The following is a 16,310-nucleotide window of genomic DNA, read 5'->3' on the forward strand; positions in this document are numbered from 1 at the left end:
TTTGTACCACATAAGTGCCTTTTTTAGGTAGTTATTTTCCTTCATTTTTATTGGTTTTGATCACCCTAAAAATGAAGGATTTTTTTTTAGTTCCTAACTGGTACTTTCCTGTTGCGAAAATTTGACACTTTAAAGTTGCTGATTACAACAAATAGAGGACTTATTTTTCGGCAGCTTGAATAACGCCAATTTAATAGGATGATATTGCATTAAAATTTATCAATCATTCCTTATTTAGTTTGAATTTTAATTGAACACTAACGCTAATAATTAGTAACTACTCAAGTATAATCAGGTAATTAATACAAATAAATAATCAGGATACTAGTATAATTAGTGATTGAAGCAGTATTTTTAGTCTAAAGAGCTAAAAAATATAGTAAAAAAGCTAAAAATCATATCTAAATAGCTAAAAAATATAGTTGGCTTGCTAAATATTGCATCTTAAAACCTAAAATATGTAGTTCATTAGCTAAAAATAATAGTTAAGTACCTAAAATTTAGAGTTAACAAGCTAAAAATTATAGCTAAGCATCTAAAAAATAGTTTTGTTTTTTGCAATATTACCATTAAATTGCTACTAGTAAAACCAATATACTCAGCACAATGGCAAAACACAGTCCCGTAAACAAGCTAATTATGGAAGAAATGAAGCGACAAGGTCTTCGTCCACCCGATTTAGCACGAAGCTTGTACATCAGTAATACTAGCATTTACCATCTTTTAAGGCAATCTACCATTCAGGTTGATAGACTTTGGCAAATAAGCAAGATCCTTAACCTTAATCTCTTTGAGATTCTTGCCGACGAAATGGGGATTAAAAATGACAAAGCTTCCTTTGTCGATACTGAAAAAGAAGCCTTAAAAGCCGAAAACAAAACCCTCAAAGAAGTAATAAAGCTTTTCGCAAGAGAATAACACAGGCAATTCGCAGAGGATTTATCCCAGAGAAGGAAATTAGAATAGGTATAGTAACAATATCGTCCTAAACGTTTCTGTTTATTTGTATATTTTATTGCAAACAAGACGTTTATAGCTAAAAATACAATAAAGAGATTATTTTTGAGCAGTGGCATCTTTTTTAAATAGCCTTCGTTTTACGAAAACTATAGTAAGACCGGGAAGTTGAGAACTTTGTTCGAAAATCAGCCGGCCGCACTTAAGCTTGAGGCAAATAAGAAAGGTATTTAAAAAGCAGCCTTGATTTTTTTTGCTTCTGTTTTTTGGATTAAGCCAAAAAATGAAGTCGGGTTTGGGCGAAGCGCCAATTTAATTAGGACAATATTGGTATAGGAATAATTCTGGGGTTTATCCCAGAGAAAAAAAGGCTGTATCCTTTTATTTGATACAGCCTGTTTTTTGTGTCTTTTTATTATCTGCCATGTTGATAGCGACCTCTTTCTTTTATCCTTCGGAGCAACATCGATTGAAATTGCTTTTCGGAATGATAGAGTTCTAATATCTTTTTGGGAGGAAGAATCTTTTTAAATTTTTCGTGATAGGTTTTATCCAGATTCACATCCTCCAGCCTTAATTCTATTAATTGGTCGCTGAGCTTAGTTAATTCCTTATCCGTTAAATTATCCTGTTTATCGCGTAGTGTTCTAAATAAGGTTCTGTTTTTATTTCTTAGTTCTCTTTTTTTCTGTTCTAATTCGTTGTAAACAGGCCAAAATATTTGAGCTTCCTTAGGCGTTAAGGATAACTGTTCGGTGATGAACGAAATTTTTTGGGATTCTATTTTTTCCCTCATCTGGCCATGTGAATCTCCCTGTTTATGTTCCTGGGGAAATCCTAAAGTGCTAAATACGAGAATAAATGATAATATTAATAGGATAGATTTCATTTTTTGATACTTATAAATTAGCTAATAGTGTTTCTGAATCAATATCGTAATCCGATAAATACTCGATAATTTCATCGGAGGAAGTATCGGATAATGCATCCTTAATCCAAATTGAATTTGCAGAATCGGCATTCGAAACTACATTTGGAGTATCCTTAACAGAAACTTCCGTTTGTGATATTTTCGGATTCCTAAATTCAGAAGGAACAGCATTTGTTAATATTATTTTAGCAATAAAAACAAGCCCAAAGATACTTGCTGCCATCCAAAGGTAAGGCTTCAGCATCGGAATAATCTTCTTTTCCTTCGATGTTTTTTCTGTCTTAATTCTTTCTTGCACCAGATCAGCCAGATTTTCAAAATAATCTTCCGGCACTTTAAAAGGAGATTCTTTTTTCTTATTCGAGAGATCTTTCATATCTAATTAATTTGCCTTCATTTTTTACGGAACTGTACTTCATAAAATTCATTTTGTCGCTACTCTCTTTGAGTTTAGACTGTCAATTCTCCAATTGGTTTAAACTTCATTCAGTTTTAACAGTGTTTCAATCTTTTTTGTTGCATGATGATAGGAAGCTTTTAGTGCCCCAACCGATGTATCGAGTATTTCGGACATTTCGGTATATTTCAGATCATCAAAATACTTCATATTAAAAACCAATCGTTGTTTTTCCGGTAATTTTAATATTGCCTTCTGGAGTTCCAATTGCGCTTTATCTCCATCAAAATATTCGTCTGATTCTAAATTGGCGAGCAACATCTCTTCCACTTCTCCATTGGAATATCCCAGGTGTTTTTTTTGTTTTTCCTTTAGGAAAGTTAAGGATTCGTTGGTCGCAATTCGAAACATCCAGGTGAATAGTTGAGAATCGTATCGAAAATTTTGTAAGCCTTTCCAAACCTTCACAAAAGTATTCTGCAAAATATCATCAGTATCTTCATGCGAGAGAACAATTTTCCGGATTTGCCAATACAGTCTTTCCTGATATTTTTGAACCAACATAGCGAAAGCCTTAGACTGCATCTTTTTGTCCTGAAAAAGTTGTAATATTTCTTCGTCGGATAGATTATTCATCAATTGCTTTTAATTATTAAGCTTAAAAATAGCCATTTCTAATTTATGAATTCGCTTACTAAGACTGATTTTTGGTCAGAAGGTTTAATGTAGAAACAATATCGTCCTAAACGTTTCTGTTTATTTGTATATTTAATTGCAAACAAGATGATTATACCTAAAAACACAATAAAGGGATTATTTTTAAGCAGTGGCATCTTTATTAAATATTTTTCGTTTTACGAAAGCTTTAGTAAGACCGGGAAGTTGAGAACTTTGTTCGAAAATCACCCGGCCGCACTTAAGCTTGAGGCAAATAAGAAAGGTATTTAATAAGAAGCCTTGATTTTTTTTGCTTCTGTTTTTTGGATTAAGCCAAAAAATGAAGTCGGGTTTGGGCGAAGCGCCAATTTAATTAGGACAATATTGGTGTCTAAATAAAAAATCCGGAATCAAACAGACTCCGGATTCCTATTTGTATGATTAGAAAACTTATCGAAGTAATGCTTCCACTTCTTTGACTACGTTTTCTGCAGTATAACCAAATTTTTCATCAAGAACTCCCGCTGGAGCTGAGTATCCAAAATGATCTAAACCAACCGATTTTCCATTAGCTCCAACCAAGCCTTGAAGCGTAACAGGTAAGCCTGCTGTTAATCCAAGAACAGGAATTCCTGCAGGAATCACTTCTGCTTGATATTCCGCAGATTGAGTTCGGAATAATCCTTCAGAAGGAACAGATACGATTTGAATCTTTAAGTCACTCTTGGAACGTAAAATTTCAGCGCCTGCAACTAAGGTAGCTACCTCAGATCCACTTGCCAATAGAATTACATCAGGAGTAGATTCTGGTTTTTGTACAATATAAGCACCTTTTTGTGCTTGCAAAGCTTCCTCGTAACGGTTTCCATTGGAAGGAAGATCTTTGATATTTTGACGGGAAAGAATCAGAGCTGTAGGAGTTTTTGTGTTCTCCATAGCCATTTTCCATGCCACAGTACCTTCATGAACATCAGCAGGACGAAGTGCTAATAAACTCATCTGTCCCGAATGATTTTTCAATTGCTCCAACAAACGAATTTGTGCTTCCTGTTCTATTGGCTGATGTGTAGGGCCATCTTCTCCTACACGAAAAGCATCATGAGTCCAAATATATTTTACAGGAACTTGCATTAGTGCTGATAAACGTACAGCAGGCTTCATGTAATCAGAAAAAACAAAGAAAGTACCACAAGCAGCAGTCACTCCACCGTGTAAAGCGATACCATTACAAATGGCAGCCATGGTAAGTTCAGCAACTCCAGCCTGAAGAAATGCTCCGGAGAAATCACCTTTTACAATTGCCTTTGTATTTTTTAGAAATCCATCGGTTTTATCAGAATTACTCAAGTCGGCAGATGAAACAATCATGTTGTCCACTTTTTGAGCAAGTTCAGCTAAAACAGCAGATGAAGCTGCACGAGTAGCAGATCCGGATTTTTGAGCAATAGCTGCATAATCGATATCCGGAGCTTCGTTGCTAAAGAATTTCTCCAATTTAGCAGCTAGTTCAGGATTTGCTTTTGCCCACTCAGCTTGTTCTGCTTTTTTGGCATTAGCATATTCTTGTTTCTTTTGAAGTACTTCTTTAAAGTATTCTTGTACTTCAGGAAAAATCTGAAATGGATTTTCGGAATTACCTCCTAAATTTTCTATGGTTTTAGCCAAAGAAGCACCGGCGGCTCCCAGAGGTTGACCATGGGTAGAAACTTTATTTTCAAAACTTACTCCATTTGCATCAACAGCACCTTTACCCATTAGGGTTTTTCCAATAATTAAAGTAGGACGTTCTGTTTCATTGTTTGCAGCAATAAGAGCTACACGAATCTCAGAAGAACTATTACCATCAATTGAGATAACATTCCATCCCCAGGCTTCATATTTTTTAGCTGTATTCTCTATGGTGACTTCCTCTACTTTAGTAGAAAGTTGAATGTTATTGGAATCATAGAACATGATTAGATTACTCAAACCTAAATTTCCTGCAATTCTTCCTGCTCCTTGCGCAATTTCTTCTTGAATTCCACCATCAGAAATGAAAGTGTATATTTTATGAGACATCCACTCGCCAAAACGAGCAGCCAAAAAGCGCTCTGTAATTGCAGCACCTACAGCCATGGTATGTCCTTGTCCTAATGGTCCGGATGTGTTTTCAACACCACGGGCAGGATCCACTTCCGGATGACCTGGAGTTGGGCTACCCCATTGTCTGAAATTGGCCAGCTCCTCCATAGTATAATTTCCGGTAAGGGAAAGAATAGAATAAAGCATTGGCGACATGTGACCTGGGTCAAGGAAAAATCGATCACGATTAATCCAGTTCATGTCAGAAGGGTCAAAATTTAAGAATTCAGAATACAGTACATTGATAAAATCAGCACCGCCCATTGCACCTCCCGGGTGTCCTGATTTAGCCTTTTCAACCATCGAAGCTGCAAGAATACGAATATTATTCGCAGCCTTGTCTGTCACGGTTAGATCCACTTGGTTTTTCATTTCTTTTAGATCCATTTTGAAAAATGAGATTTTAGATGATATAAAACTTGGTATGGTTTTATTAATGCATGCAAAGATATATAAATTTGAATATTGGCATCATTCAAAATGCTTTAAATAGAGCAAAAACTTTACGAATTTGTAAATAATATAATCTTATAAATCAATTAGTTTACAGGTGAATGGGAATAGATTTACCGGAAGTAATGATAAAACTTTTTTTACGTGAACTCTGCGAGAGATAAGCATTTTTGTTTCGGAAGATAATATGATATGTCCCTGGTTGCAAGGTGAGTGTCTGGCGAAGCTTTTTTTCATCAATATCATAGATCCAAACCAGTTTGTTGTTTCGTTGAACGAATATACTACAAGGACCAACGGTTGGTTTAAAAATGGTAGCCAAACCCGGTTGTGGAATTTGTATCACAGTAGTTTTGCTTTGACTGATTTCAACATTGGGTATTGTAATTCGGGGAAGTGTGAGAATTTCAAGATCATATTGCCCCGTTAAATATTTAACCTTATTGTTAGGCATCTGGATATTAATGATTTCCCTGTTTTTTTTAATCAGGATATTAAGATTTTTGTATAGTGTAGTGCGTTCCGATACTATTTGCAGCATTCCCTGGGCAGCATCTATACCGAATGTATTGTGTTTTCCTGTTTCAATCTTAATGTTGTTTTTATGAATTTCCGGTTTTGTGTGAACCGTTAAGTTGTATGTCAATAATGGATCCAAATAAAGCGTATCCGGATTTCCCTTTACATTCATAGTATGTATAAACTGATAACGCACTTTTCCTGATATAGCATTATAAAATGTCATGGGAACATCCGTTTCGGTAGGAGAACCATTTGCATCAATAAGGTTGATTTGCGCGGAAGTTTTGTTTAGAACTTGTGAAATTACATATTCCAAAGTACCTCCGAATTTCTCCTCCTTATCTACTTCCAGATAGTTGCCAATACATTCAAAGCTCTGTTTAAAGTTTACATCCAAGCCAATCCCAATAATAAATGGTTTTAGAATAACTCCGGCTTTTTGTAATTCTAGTGATACTTTGCAAGGATCCCCATCACAAGCTTCAACGCCATCGGTAATCAGTATAATGATATTTCTGCTAGTTGGATTGTATGCAGGAAAGTCGTTCGCTGCCATTTCTAACGAATGAGCAATAGGAGTAGTTCCTTTCGGAATTAAAAAACGAAGGGTTTGTCTGATTTTGCCAGCATTATTTATCTGAAAAGGAACTTCTAGTTTGGTGTCGTTGCAATCCTGTGGGGGCACAACGCTTTGATGTCCATAAACTCTTAAAGCCATATCTACATTATTTTCTTTTTCCAAACTGTCGATCATCTGGATTAGAAATTTACGGGCAATATCAATTTTTTTTGATTTCTGCCAATACCCGTTCATACTTTGCGAAGCATCGAAAATAAAAAGAATGTGTGTTTTCTCCTTACCAAGCTTAGAATTTTGTGCAAAAATAGAATCGGAAATTAAAATGCATAGAAGGATGGTAGCGAATAATTTAAGATATGGTTTCAATGCTTGAGGTTTGAATGAATAAATCGTAAAGTTACGGATAGAATTAAAGAAATAAAATGCTTGATATAATTATTGCTGTTTCGTTGACATAGTTTGTTAATTATGAAAAAATGAAATGAAAATAGTATTTTTTTCAATATTAAGTTATATTCTTATTTTTGATAAAAAAAATATAGATTCACGCTTCGTTTAATGAAAAAAGACAATAGAGTAATTGCTTATTTATTTCTGATAATTCTTGGTTTGCTGGGAATCTGGATTCTCAACCCATTTCAAAATGATCTTGTTGTGAAAATTAGGATTCATAAAAATGGAGAAGAGATTCGAAACGTATTTTATTTGAAGGATAATAAGCTAAAGGTAGTTAGTGAGAGCAAAACAATTGTTTTTAAAAAAGAGCAAATGGCATTATTAGATCGCAATCATAAGATATATTGGGAGGGGAGTTTAAATGATTTTGATCAAAACCTGGCGAAATACAGGAGTAGGTTTAATAATTCCGATGAAAAAACCAAGGAGAGTAAACCATCACAAGAGGAAATTTGTAGTATAAAGATAACTCCCGATTTTATTTCTATTGCAGGCTACGTTTCCCGTAAATATGAATTAATAAAAAACAAGAAAGTGGTGGAGGATGTTTGGATTGCAGAGAATTTGAAGAACTACATTCGTTATAATCTTGATTTGAATTTGTACAATGATTTCATGGATGAATTATTACAGCATTCCGAATCCCCTATGCACGAACATTTAGATTTGTTTATGGATGCGGTGGAAAATGGATTTCCAATGAAGATTCGCACTTATGGAGAGGGAAGCACGACAGAAAGTGAAGTGCTTAATTTGATTAAAAAAAATCTGGACGATTCAATTTTTGTTGTTCCGAATACCTATCGCGAAGTGAGTTTTGATCAAGCAATGAATTAATACTAATTGTTGCTCTTTTCAGAGGAGGAAAGGATACAGTCTTGAATCTTTTGAAGATCTTCATTGGCTTTAATTTTCATTAATTGAGAAGCTACATCACTTTGCTTTTGAAATATCAGAATAGATTTCTGAATATATTTCTTTGCCTCCAAAAGTGTATCAATTGATTTGTTTGCTCTGGTTTTCTGGTAATTTAAGGTCATATGTGCAAATCGATAGTATTCAATCGCCCGATTGAATTTATTGGATGGATTGGTTTTGGCAATTTGCTCTCCTGTTTTTAGGTGTTGCTGGGCAGCTGCCAGACGATTAAACACCCTTAAACTATCTGTGAAATGATAAAATCCTCGGGAAGTCGTTTGCCCCAAAAATTCATCAATACTTTCTTTTCCTGCATTAAAAACAGAGTAGGGAACCGGTCTTTCCATAAATTGCCACAAGGGGATTAATGGCAAATGATCCTCGATAAATTTCTCAGGAGAAACCATAAATAATTGATTTATCGCATCTGTGTTCTTGTGTTTTTGTTGAATAGCTGCACTTGCCCATGTTGGATCAAAAAAACACCATTTCCCATTAACTTTTACCACATTCCATGCGTGAGTTGCCCTATCGTAGAGGATATTGTTTTGTTTGACATATCCACCAATCGTGTAGGATTCGAATCCGGATAATTGGCATAAGGATTGAAAAAGGTTGGAATAGCCTTCACAAACTGCTTTTTTAACAGATAGAACGCATACAGGGGAACTGCAATTTTGTGTACCCATATAAAAGAGTATATGAGGATTGAATATCAGTTCTGATCGATCTTCATAGGTGATATGATGAATTATCCATATATAAAAAGCTCTGATTTTCTCGGTATCATTTTTCGTATTTCGAACCAAATATTGATGAAGGGAAATCAAATGATTCGAGACAGAATCAGGTGCGTTTTCTGCACGAAAATTAATTCTGCGAAAATTTTCGGCATGCTGTGCAGAAGCCTCCCAATTAAGAAGACAAAAAGCTACTAGTAAGCATAGAAATATTAATTTTTTCAACATGTTGATTCCTCTTTTGGATAGGAAATTGATTCAGTAGGAATATCGCCAGTAAACCATCGGATTAAATCTAGTAATAAGATAAGGAATGAATGGACTGTTGCTGCTTGATTTTAACACTTTAACAAATATTTAGGAGAAGAAAGATTAAAATTGGCACATCTAAAATTAAAATGTACTTTTGCACAGATTTTTTAAAATCGAATATTAGCATATCATATAATATAGAATTGCGATGGCGTTACAGTGTGGAATTGTAGGATTACCAAATGTTGGAAAATCCACCTTATTTAATTGTTTGTCGAATGCGAAAGCTCAATCGGCTAACTTTCCTTTTTGTACCATAGAACCAAATGTGGGGGTGATAACTGTTCCTGATGAACGTTTGATAAAATTATCAGACCTGGTTCATCCGGAAAGAATACAGCCTGCAACTGTTGAAATTGTAGATATCGCAGGTTTGGTGAAAGGAGCAAGCAAAGGAGAAGGTTTAGGAAATAAATTTCTTTCAAATATCCGCGAAACAGATGCAATTATTCACGTATTGCGTTGTTTCGAAAATGATAATATCACTCATGTTGATGGAAATATTGATCCGGTAAGGGATAAGGAAACTATTGACATCGAATTACAATTGAAGGATTTAGAGACCGTTGAGGCTAGATTACAACGTACCGAGAAGATGGCTCAAACTGGTAAAGATGCAGATGCTAAAAGATTGGTTGCTGTGCTTCATCGTTACAAGGAGGTTTTAGAACAAGGTAATTCGGCCAGAACTGTTGAGTTAAGCGAAGCGGAGCAAAAAGTAGCGAAAGATCTATATCTACTTACTACAAAGCCTATTTTATATGTTTGTAATGTTGATGAGGCTGCTGTTAAAATCGGAAATAAATTTGTAGATGCAGTAAAAGAGGCAATAAAAGACGAGAATGCAGAAATTATTTTGATTGGGGCAGCGATCGAAGCTGACATTGCCGAGCTGGAGACTTACGAGGAGAAGCAAATGTTTTTAGAAGATCTGGGTTTAAAAGAACCAGGAGTAAATAAATTAATAAAGACGGCTTACCATCTGTTAAATCTGGAAACCTACTTTACTGCAGGAGTGAAGGAAGTTCGTGCATGGACCTATCCAAAAGGATCGAAAGCACCTCAGGCGGCAGGCGTTATTCATACCGATTTTGAAAAGGGATTTATTCGTGCGGAAGTAATTAAATATTCCGACTACGTGAGCCTTGGATCAGAACAAGCTTGTAAGGAAGCTGGCAAAATGAATGTTGAAGGAAAAGAATATGTCGTTCAGGATGGTGATATCATGCATTTCCGCTTTAACGTATAATGCTTTTTATAAAAATAAACCAATGACCATTTCATTAGAATGGTCATTTTTTTTGATTACTTAAATGACTGAATTTGAGAAGAGCTTTCTTATCTTTGTCGCGTTAAAATTAATTGTTAGATAAATGATTTATAGACAAATCCTTGGAAAGAGTAGTAGGTATTTGTTCTATTAATTAAAATTTGCAGATCATGTTTCGGACTTTATTAGTAATTGGTACAGGGGGATTTTTAGGGAGTGTATTGCGTTTTCTGGTAGGACAAGGAATGCAACGGATCTTTAATACTATGTTTCCTATTGGAACAATGACTGTAAATGTAATTGGTAGCTTTATTATAGGGGTTGTTTATTCTCTTGCCGAAAGAGAGAATTTAATTAACCCGGAAATGAGGATGTTTTTAGCAGTTGGTTTTTGTGGAGGATTTACAACGTTCTCCTCTTTTGCCTTCGATCAGCTCAATCTTTTAAAAGACAGTGGATTTTTGTACCTTTCTTTATATCTGGGAGGCAGCGTATTTCTAGGACTGCTGTCTGTTTACCTGGGAACACAAGTTTACAAGCTGTTTTAATCCTTAAAAAAATGAAGCTAATAGGAAGGTCTAAATTATTACGGGTATTTGTTGGAGAAGCTGCCAGAGTTTATCAGCGTCCATTGTATGAAGCCATAGTTTTTGGTGCTAAAAAATATGGAATGGCAGGGGCGACAGTTCATCGGGGCATTATGTCTTACGGGGCAAATTCCAGAGTACATTCTTCCAAAATATTTACACTTTCCGACGATCTGCCTATCATTATTGAATTTGTTGATACTTCGGAAAAGGTGGAAGGCTTTCTTCATATTCTCGAATTACTGATTGAAAAAGCCGGTGGCGGTGGTATGATTACCATGGAACAGGTGGACGTGATTCGATACCAACCTCAAAATAAATAAAAGTCTTCTTTCTTCTCTCTTCAGAACAATCCATACAGGTATCTTGGGGAAAATAAAAATCTATTTTAGGAATGACCATTCCGCACGGAATGATGACTCCTAAAAGTGGAATGATCACTCTTCAGTCCAACATTGTCATACTACTAGTTTTTTTAGGAAATATGCTGTGAAATAGGATTGATAAATGGAAAATTGCCTACTCTTATATAGAATGCTTCGTGGGATTATATTGATCTGTTTCTATTATATTTGTTGAGATTTATAACCTTAGAACGCACAACAAACATGATTAAAAGAATTGGATTTTTGTTTCTGATAATATTAATATTCACCACAACCATCTCATTTGGACAAAATAGACGAAAAATTCCCTCAGAAAAACCAAAATTGATAGTTGGAATTGTAGTAGATCATTTGCGTTCTGATTATTTTTTCCGCTATTCTAATTTGTTAGGTGATGGTGGATTTAAAAGATTAATGAAAAAAGGAGCTTATTGTCAGAATACCCGGTTTAGCTATCTCTATTCGCAAACAGGAACCGATCATGCTAGTATTTTTACAGGTACACCTCCTGCTTATCATGGTATTATTTCTGATGCCTGGTACAATAGGATATTAGGAACCAAGAGTTTTGCAAAAACGGATGAAAAGGAAAGCTTACTCGGTGTAGATTCTACCGAAGTAGGAGTCTCTCCGCGAAAATTACTGGCAACCACCTTAGGAGATGAAATGAAACTTTTTAATCCTCAATCGAGAGTAATAGGTGTAAGTTTAAATTGTGAGTCGGCTATGTTTTCGGCTGGCCATGCTGCTGATGGTGTTTACTGGATGGACGATCTTTCGGGAAAGTTTATTTCTTCTTCCTATTATCAGGATACCTTATACAATTGGGTTCGGGAGTTTAATGAGAAGAAATTTGCAGATTTTTATTTGAATCGCATTTGGACTCCATATGATGGGGAGAATAAGCCTGGCATCTCGGATAAAATATTGGGTAAGGTTGGCTTAAATACTTCCTTTTATTACGATTTAAATAAGGAAAAGAAAAAGTTATCCTATAAAGCAATAAAGGGAACACCATTTGGGAATATGCTTGCGAAGGATTTTGCGATTTCAGCTATTATCAACGAGAATCTGGGTAAAGATGATGATACCGATTTGTTGACCCTCAATTTTTCATGTTTGGATTTTAGGCAGAGGGAACTATCGCCTTTTTCACCCGAAATGGTGGATAATTTTATTCGCCTAGATCAGGAAATAGAGCATTTTTTAAATTTTTTAGATGAGCAAATAGGCTTGGAGAATGTTTTGATATTTCTTACTGCCGATCAGTCCTCCAATTACACACCTGAAGATTTAGCTGCTCAAAATGTGCCGTTTGGTTACTTTAGTATGTACAATGCTATTGCCTTGTTAAAGTCTTATTTGAATATTTTATATGGACAAGGAGATTGGATTCTGGGATACGATTTGCAGCAAGTGTATTTAAATCATCAATTGATTGAAGATTCAAAATTAAATATACCGGAGATGCAGGTGAAGGCATCGGAATTCCTGATTCAGTTTGCTGGTGTGGCGAATACTGTGCCTTCATCTAGTTTGGTGAACTCCAATTATAGTCATGGAATTTTGAAAAAGATTCAGCGCTCTTTTAACCAGAAAAGATCGGGGGATGTATTAATCACTTTGCAGCCAGGATGGAGACATAAGGTGAAAGATGAAAACGATTTGATTGCCCAATACAGTTATACCAATCAGGTTCCTTTGTTTTGGTATGGTTGGAAAATCAAACATTCCACCATCACAAAAAAGATATTTGTAGAGGACATTGTGCCAAGTATTTCCAACTTTTTAAATATTTCAACTCCTGCGGGATGTGATGGAAATCCTATTGAAGATTTGGTGAGATAAGAGTAGGGTGAAAGTTGAGGGAATATTGATGAATGATTATAGTGCCATTTTATTGCAGGCATAAACCAATAAATAATCATCCAGTCTTAATTGATGAAAAGTATAGATTCTCTGGAAATCTTTTCTGAAAACCCCACCGGTGAATGATTCATCCGAAGGTGAAAAAGCATCTATTTTAAGTTCCTTAATTAGATGCACATCTTTTTTGCCGTAAAATTTAATCAAGCATTCCTTCGCACACCAATGTTGGTATAGATGAACCAATTCATCTGTTTTAGAAATATTTTGTATTTCCTGATCGGATAAAAATCTTGTTTTGATGCGATGTACCCGATCTGAGAGATACTCCATATCTAATGCTATTTCATGGTTTTTCCCCAGAATAATGCCTACATAGTTTTTAGTGTGGGTTATACTAATATCAAGATCGGAGCTGATAAGATGAGGTTTGCCATTTATATCGTGCGAAATTTGAACCGATGCACCTGCAACTTTTTGAAGCAGTACTCTGGTGGCAACAAATTCCAATTTTCGGGATGCACTCCCAAATCTTTCTAATTTATTTTTGTCCCCGTCATTTAAATTAACTTGCGGCAATAATTCAGACAGATTTTCATCCAATTTCCACAGGTGTAAACTGCAATTTGCATTGATCTGAATTTCACGAATTATCGGCATAGCTAGTTTCCTAAATTACTTCCATTCTAATGATTCAATCAATCGAACCATATCCTTATCGATGTATTTAATAACCGGAGCAAGTGAATCCTGATTAGGATGTTCCCTAAAATAAAGAGCTCCACGCAAAAAGTGTTTCGTACTATCTGTGGCAACAAACTGCACCGACGAAGCGGTATTTCCCTTAATCCGATAAATTAAAGCATATACATTTTTTTGGGGATTAGAGTATGCTTGTTCTCCGATAGCATCCGCTTTCACACTGTGTTTATACGCTAATTTTCTGGAATCTTCCAGATATTGATCTACATTATTATGGACTTCTTTATAGCTAATATGGATGGTTGCCTTATAATCCGGATAGACAATATTTATCCAATATTTTTCTGCTCCATCAGCTTTATCAATTACCACTTTCGAGATACTTAGCTTGTTAAAGCTGTAAGGATAATTAATATCCCAATTTTGATATTCTTTCTTTGGTAAGTCGATTCTGAAATATCCTTTTGGTTTTGGCGTGTATTTTTCTTTGCAGGATATACCTGCAAATGAAAAAGTGCACACGAATAGAAATAAGAAGATTTTATTCAATGGTGTAGGTTTTTAATTGGAAAAACAGTGCTGCCTGAAGCATTTCGTGAATTTACACTTTCGAATTTGTTTTGGGTGTAATAAGGCGGATTTTTTTTATTCTACGGTTGTCCACAGCCTCCACAATAAATTGAAAGAACTTGTATTGAAACTCCTCCTTCTTATGAGGGATTTCCCCCTTCATTTCGAGCAATAAACCGGCTAATGTATCTGCATCTCCTTTAATATCATCAAAAATATCTGATTCTAGATCCATGATTTTAAAGAAATCATTGAGTAGTGTTTTTCCTTCAAATAGGTAGGAACCATCTTCTTCAATGGTGAAGGTTTTCTTTTCGTCATCCGATTCGTCTGTGATGTCTCCTACAATTTCTTCCAGAATATCTTCCATGGTTATTATTCCGGCAGTTCCACCATATTCATCAACTACAATGGCCATATGATTTTTCTTGGTCTGGAACTCTTCAAGTAAATCATTTATTTTTTTTGTCTCCGGGACATAAAACGGTGGTCGGATAATGGTTTGCCAACGAAATGTATTTGGTTTGTGGTGATGAGGAAGAAGGTCTTTAACGTAAAGAATTCCACGTACATTATCTAAATTACCATCATATACAGGTATTCGGGAGTATCCCGACTCAATGATAACGGACTTTAATTTACTAAAGCTGGTATGAACATCAACAGCAATCACATCCATTCTCGATTGCATGATTTCTTCAACATTAATATTACCAAAATTCACTATTCCTTCCAGAATTTCAATCTCTTCGGTGATTTCATCAGCTGTTAATTCTAGGGCCTGTGACAGATCACCCATCGAAATATTTTGTTTCTTCGAGATCCGTTTGTTTACCAAAGAGGTTGATTTAATCAGAATAATAGATAGGGGACGAAATAGTTTTTCCAAATAAAATAACGGTAGTGCCATTAATTTAGAGAAACGTACAGAAGTCTGTGAAGCGTAAATTTTGGGAATTATTTCCCCGAAAAGTAATAATAGAAAAGTGATAATAACTACTTGCACGACGAAACCTATGCCTGGAGCCTTCGAAAAATCAACCAATGCATTTGTAGTGAAGCTGGATAAAATTACGATACCTACATTTACGAAATTGTTAGCAATGAGAATTGTCGCTAGAAGTCTCTCCGGTATTTTAAGTAATTGTAAAAGCTTTTTACTTTTCTGATTTTCTTCGAATTCTATATCACTAATTTGTTGAGGGGAGAGGGAGAACATTGCCACCTCAGAACCTGAAATTAGGGCAGAACAGAATAAAAGAAGTACCATTATAAGTAAACTTACAATGGCACCTATGCTAATAGCATGAAAAACAATATCAGAATTGTTTAAAAAGAGTATTGAAAAATCTTCAGTTTCCAATTTTTATAAAAAATTAATTTTCAAGATAGATATTAGAACGGAAGATCATCTGTTTCAATAGACGAGTTATCTGCCGTTGCAGTCTTTGGACTTTCATCTGGAGTCGATTTTGCTGCAGAGCTTTCATTGTCTGATTTTTTACCAAGCATTTGAAAACTATTCCCCAAAATTTCGGTAGTGTATCTCTTTACACCTTCTTTATCTTCCCAGGAACGAGTTCTGATTTGCCCTTCAATATAAAGTTGCATTCCTTTTTTAACGTACGATTCGGCAATTTCAGCCAATTTGCGCCACAACACGATGTTGTGCCATTCGGTTTGAGTAACCTTTTCGTTGTTTTTGTTGGTGTAATTTTCACTGGTAGCCAATGTAAAGTTACATACTGCAACACCATTATCTAAATAACGAACTTCAGGATCTTTACCAACGTTACCCACTAGAATTACTTTGTTTACTGACATTTTGTTTGATTTTTTTTAGTTAACAATACTTTAAAGATACAAACTTTTTTATTGTATCATA

Annotated in this window: 16 protein-coding genes; 6 read left to right on the plus strand and 10 right to left on the minus strand. The window is 35.2% G+C overall.

Translation table 11 applies throughout. The features are described from left to right. The first annotated feature begins 606 nt into the window (after positions 1-606). On the plus strand, positions 607-918 hold the full coding sequence (locus DLK05_RS14200) for a hypothetical protein (RefSeq protein ID WP_148114109.1): 312 nt from the start codon (positions 607-609) through the stop codon (positions 916-918). A gap of 454 nt (positions 919-1,372) precedes the next feature. Here the strand turns inward: DLK05_RS14200 and DLK05_RS14205 are convergent, their stop codons facing one another. The 5 genes from DLK05_RS14205 to DLK05_RS14225 all read right to left on the minus strand — a co-directional run bounded on the left by DLK05_RS14205 (position 1,373) and on the right by DLK05_RS14225 (position 6,984). Beyond that, positions 1,373-1,846, minus strand: a complete 474-nt coding sequence (locus tag DLK05_RS14205; RefSeq protein ID WP_127344676.1) for a hypothetical protein — start codon at positions 1,844-1,846, stop codon at positions 1,373-1,375. 10 nt (positions 1,847-1,856) lie between these two features. Continuing rightward, on the minus strand, positions 1,857-2,264 hold the full coding sequence (locus tag DLK05_RS14210; protein ID WP_127344677.1) for a hypothetical protein: 408 nt from the start codon (positions 2,262-2,264) through the stop codon (positions 1,857-1,859). A gap of 99 nt (positions 2,265-2,363) precedes the next feature. Then, positions 2,364-2,921 carry an RNA polymerase sigma factor gene (locus DLK05_RS14215; protein WP_127344678.1) on the minus strand — a complete coding sequence of 186 codons (558 nt, stop codon included), beginning with the start codon at positions 2,919-2,921 and terminating at the stop codon, positions 2,364-2,366. Positions 2,922-3,392: 471 nt separating this feature from the next. Then, positions 3,393-5,450 carry a transketolase family protein gene (locus tag DLK05_RS14220; RefSeq protein WP_235832010.1) on the minus strand — a complete coding sequence of 686 codons (2,058 nt, stop codon included), beginning with the start codon at positions 5,448-5,450 and terminating at the stop codon, positions 3,393-3,395. A 157-nt stretch (positions 5,451-5,607) separates the two neighbouring features. Continuing rightward, complete coding sequence (locus tag DLK05_RS14225) at positions 5,608-6,984, minus strand: vWA domain-containing protein (protein WP_127344679.1); 1,377 nt, start codon at positions 6,982-6,984, stop codon at positions 5,608-5,610. A gap of 192 nt (positions 6,985-7,176) precedes the next feature. On the opposite strand from DLK05_RS14225, the gene DLK05_RS14230 reads away from it, so the two are divergent. After that, positions 7,177-7,911, plus strand: a complete 735-nt coding sequence (locus DLK05_RS14230; RefSeq protein ID WP_127344680.1) for a DUF4412 domain-containing protein — start codon at positions 7,177-7,179, stop codon at positions 7,909-7,911. Positions 7,912-7,913: 2 nt separating this feature from the next. On the opposite strand, the gene DLK05_RS14235 is transcribed toward DLK05_RS14230, so the two are convergent. After that, complete coding sequence (locus DLK05_RS14235; RefSeq protein ID WP_127344681.1) at positions 7,914-8,960, minus strand: transglutaminase domain-containing protein; 1,047 nt, start codon at positions 8,958-8,960, stop codon at positions 7,914-7,916. 232 nt (positions 8,961-9,192) lie between these two features. Here DLK05_RS14235 and ychF point away from each other — a divergent pair, with 232 nt between their 5' ends. The 4 genes from ychF (at position 9,193) to DLK05_RS14255 (ending at position 13,135) form a co-directional block, all read left to right on the plus strand. Next, positions 9,193-10,293, plus strand: a complete 1,101-nt coding sequence (gene ychF, locus DLK05_RS14240) for a redox-regulated ATPase YchF (RefSeq protein WP_127344682.1) — start codon at positions 9,193-9,195, stop codon at positions 10,291-10,293. A 191-nt stretch (positions 10,294-10,484) separates the two neighbouring features. Then, positions 10,485-10,862 carry a fluoride efflux transporter CrcB gene (gene crcB, locus DLK05_RS14245; protein WP_127344683.1) on the plus strand — a complete coding sequence of 126 codons (378 nt, stop codon included), beginning with the start codon at positions 10,485-10,487 and terminating at the stop codon, positions 10,860-10,862. A gap of 11 nt (positions 10,863-10,873) precedes the next feature. Next, positions 10,874-11,224, plus strand: a complete 351-nt coding sequence (locus DLK05_RS14250; protein WP_127344684.1) for a DUF190 domain-containing protein — start codon at positions 10,874-10,876, stop codon at positions 11,222-11,224. 285 nt (positions 11,225-11,509) lie between these two features. Next, positions 11,510-13,135: an alkaline phosphatase family protein gene (locus tag DLK05_RS14255; RefSeq protein ID WP_127344685.1), complete on the plus strand. Its 1,626-nt coding sequence runs from the start codon at positions 11,510-11,512 to the stop codon at positions 13,133-13,135. 36 nt (positions 13,136-13,171) lie between these two features. Here the strand turns inward: DLK05_RS14255 and DLK05_RS14260 are convergent, their stop codons facing one another. The 4 genes from DLK05_RS14260 to DLK05_RS14275 are packed head-to-tail and all read right to left on the minus strand — an operon-like array spanning position 13,172 to position 16,249. Continuing rightward, positions 13,172-13,813, minus strand: a complete 642-nt coding sequence (locus DLK05_RS14260) for a 4'-phosphopantetheinyl transferase family protein (RefSeq protein WP_127344686.1) — start codon at positions 13,811-13,813, stop codon at positions 13,172-13,174. 15 nt (positions 13,814-13,828) lie between these two features. After that, the gene (gldD, locus tag DLK05_RS14265; protein WP_235832011.1) at positions 13,829-14,404 is read right to left on the minus strand and encodes a gliding motility lipoprotein GldD; all 576 of its coding nucleotides are present in this window, start codon (positions 14,402-14,404) and stop codon (positions 13,829-13,831) included. A gap of 52 nt (positions 14,405-14,456) precedes the next feature. Then, the gene (gldE, locus tag DLK05_RS14270; RefSeq protein WP_235832012.1) at positions 14,457-15,788 is read right to left on the minus strand and encodes a gliding motility-associated protein GldE; all 1,332 of its coding nucleotides are present in this window, start codon (positions 15,786-15,788) and stop codon (positions 14,457-14,459) included. A gap of 32 nt (positions 15,789-15,820) precedes the next feature. Next, positions 15,821-16,249, minus strand: coding sequence for a single-stranded DNA-binding protein (locus DLK05_RS14275; RefSeq protein WP_127344687.1), 429 nt, complete (start codon positions 16,247-16,249; stop codon positions 15,821-15,823). Between the last annotated feature and the right edge of the window lie 61 nt (positions 16,250-16,310).

Source organism: Ancylomarina longa, from assembly GCF_003996985.1.
Lineage (GTDB): Bacteria > Bacteroidota > Bacteroidia > Bacteroidales > Marinifilaceae > Ancylomarina_A > Ancylomarina_A longa.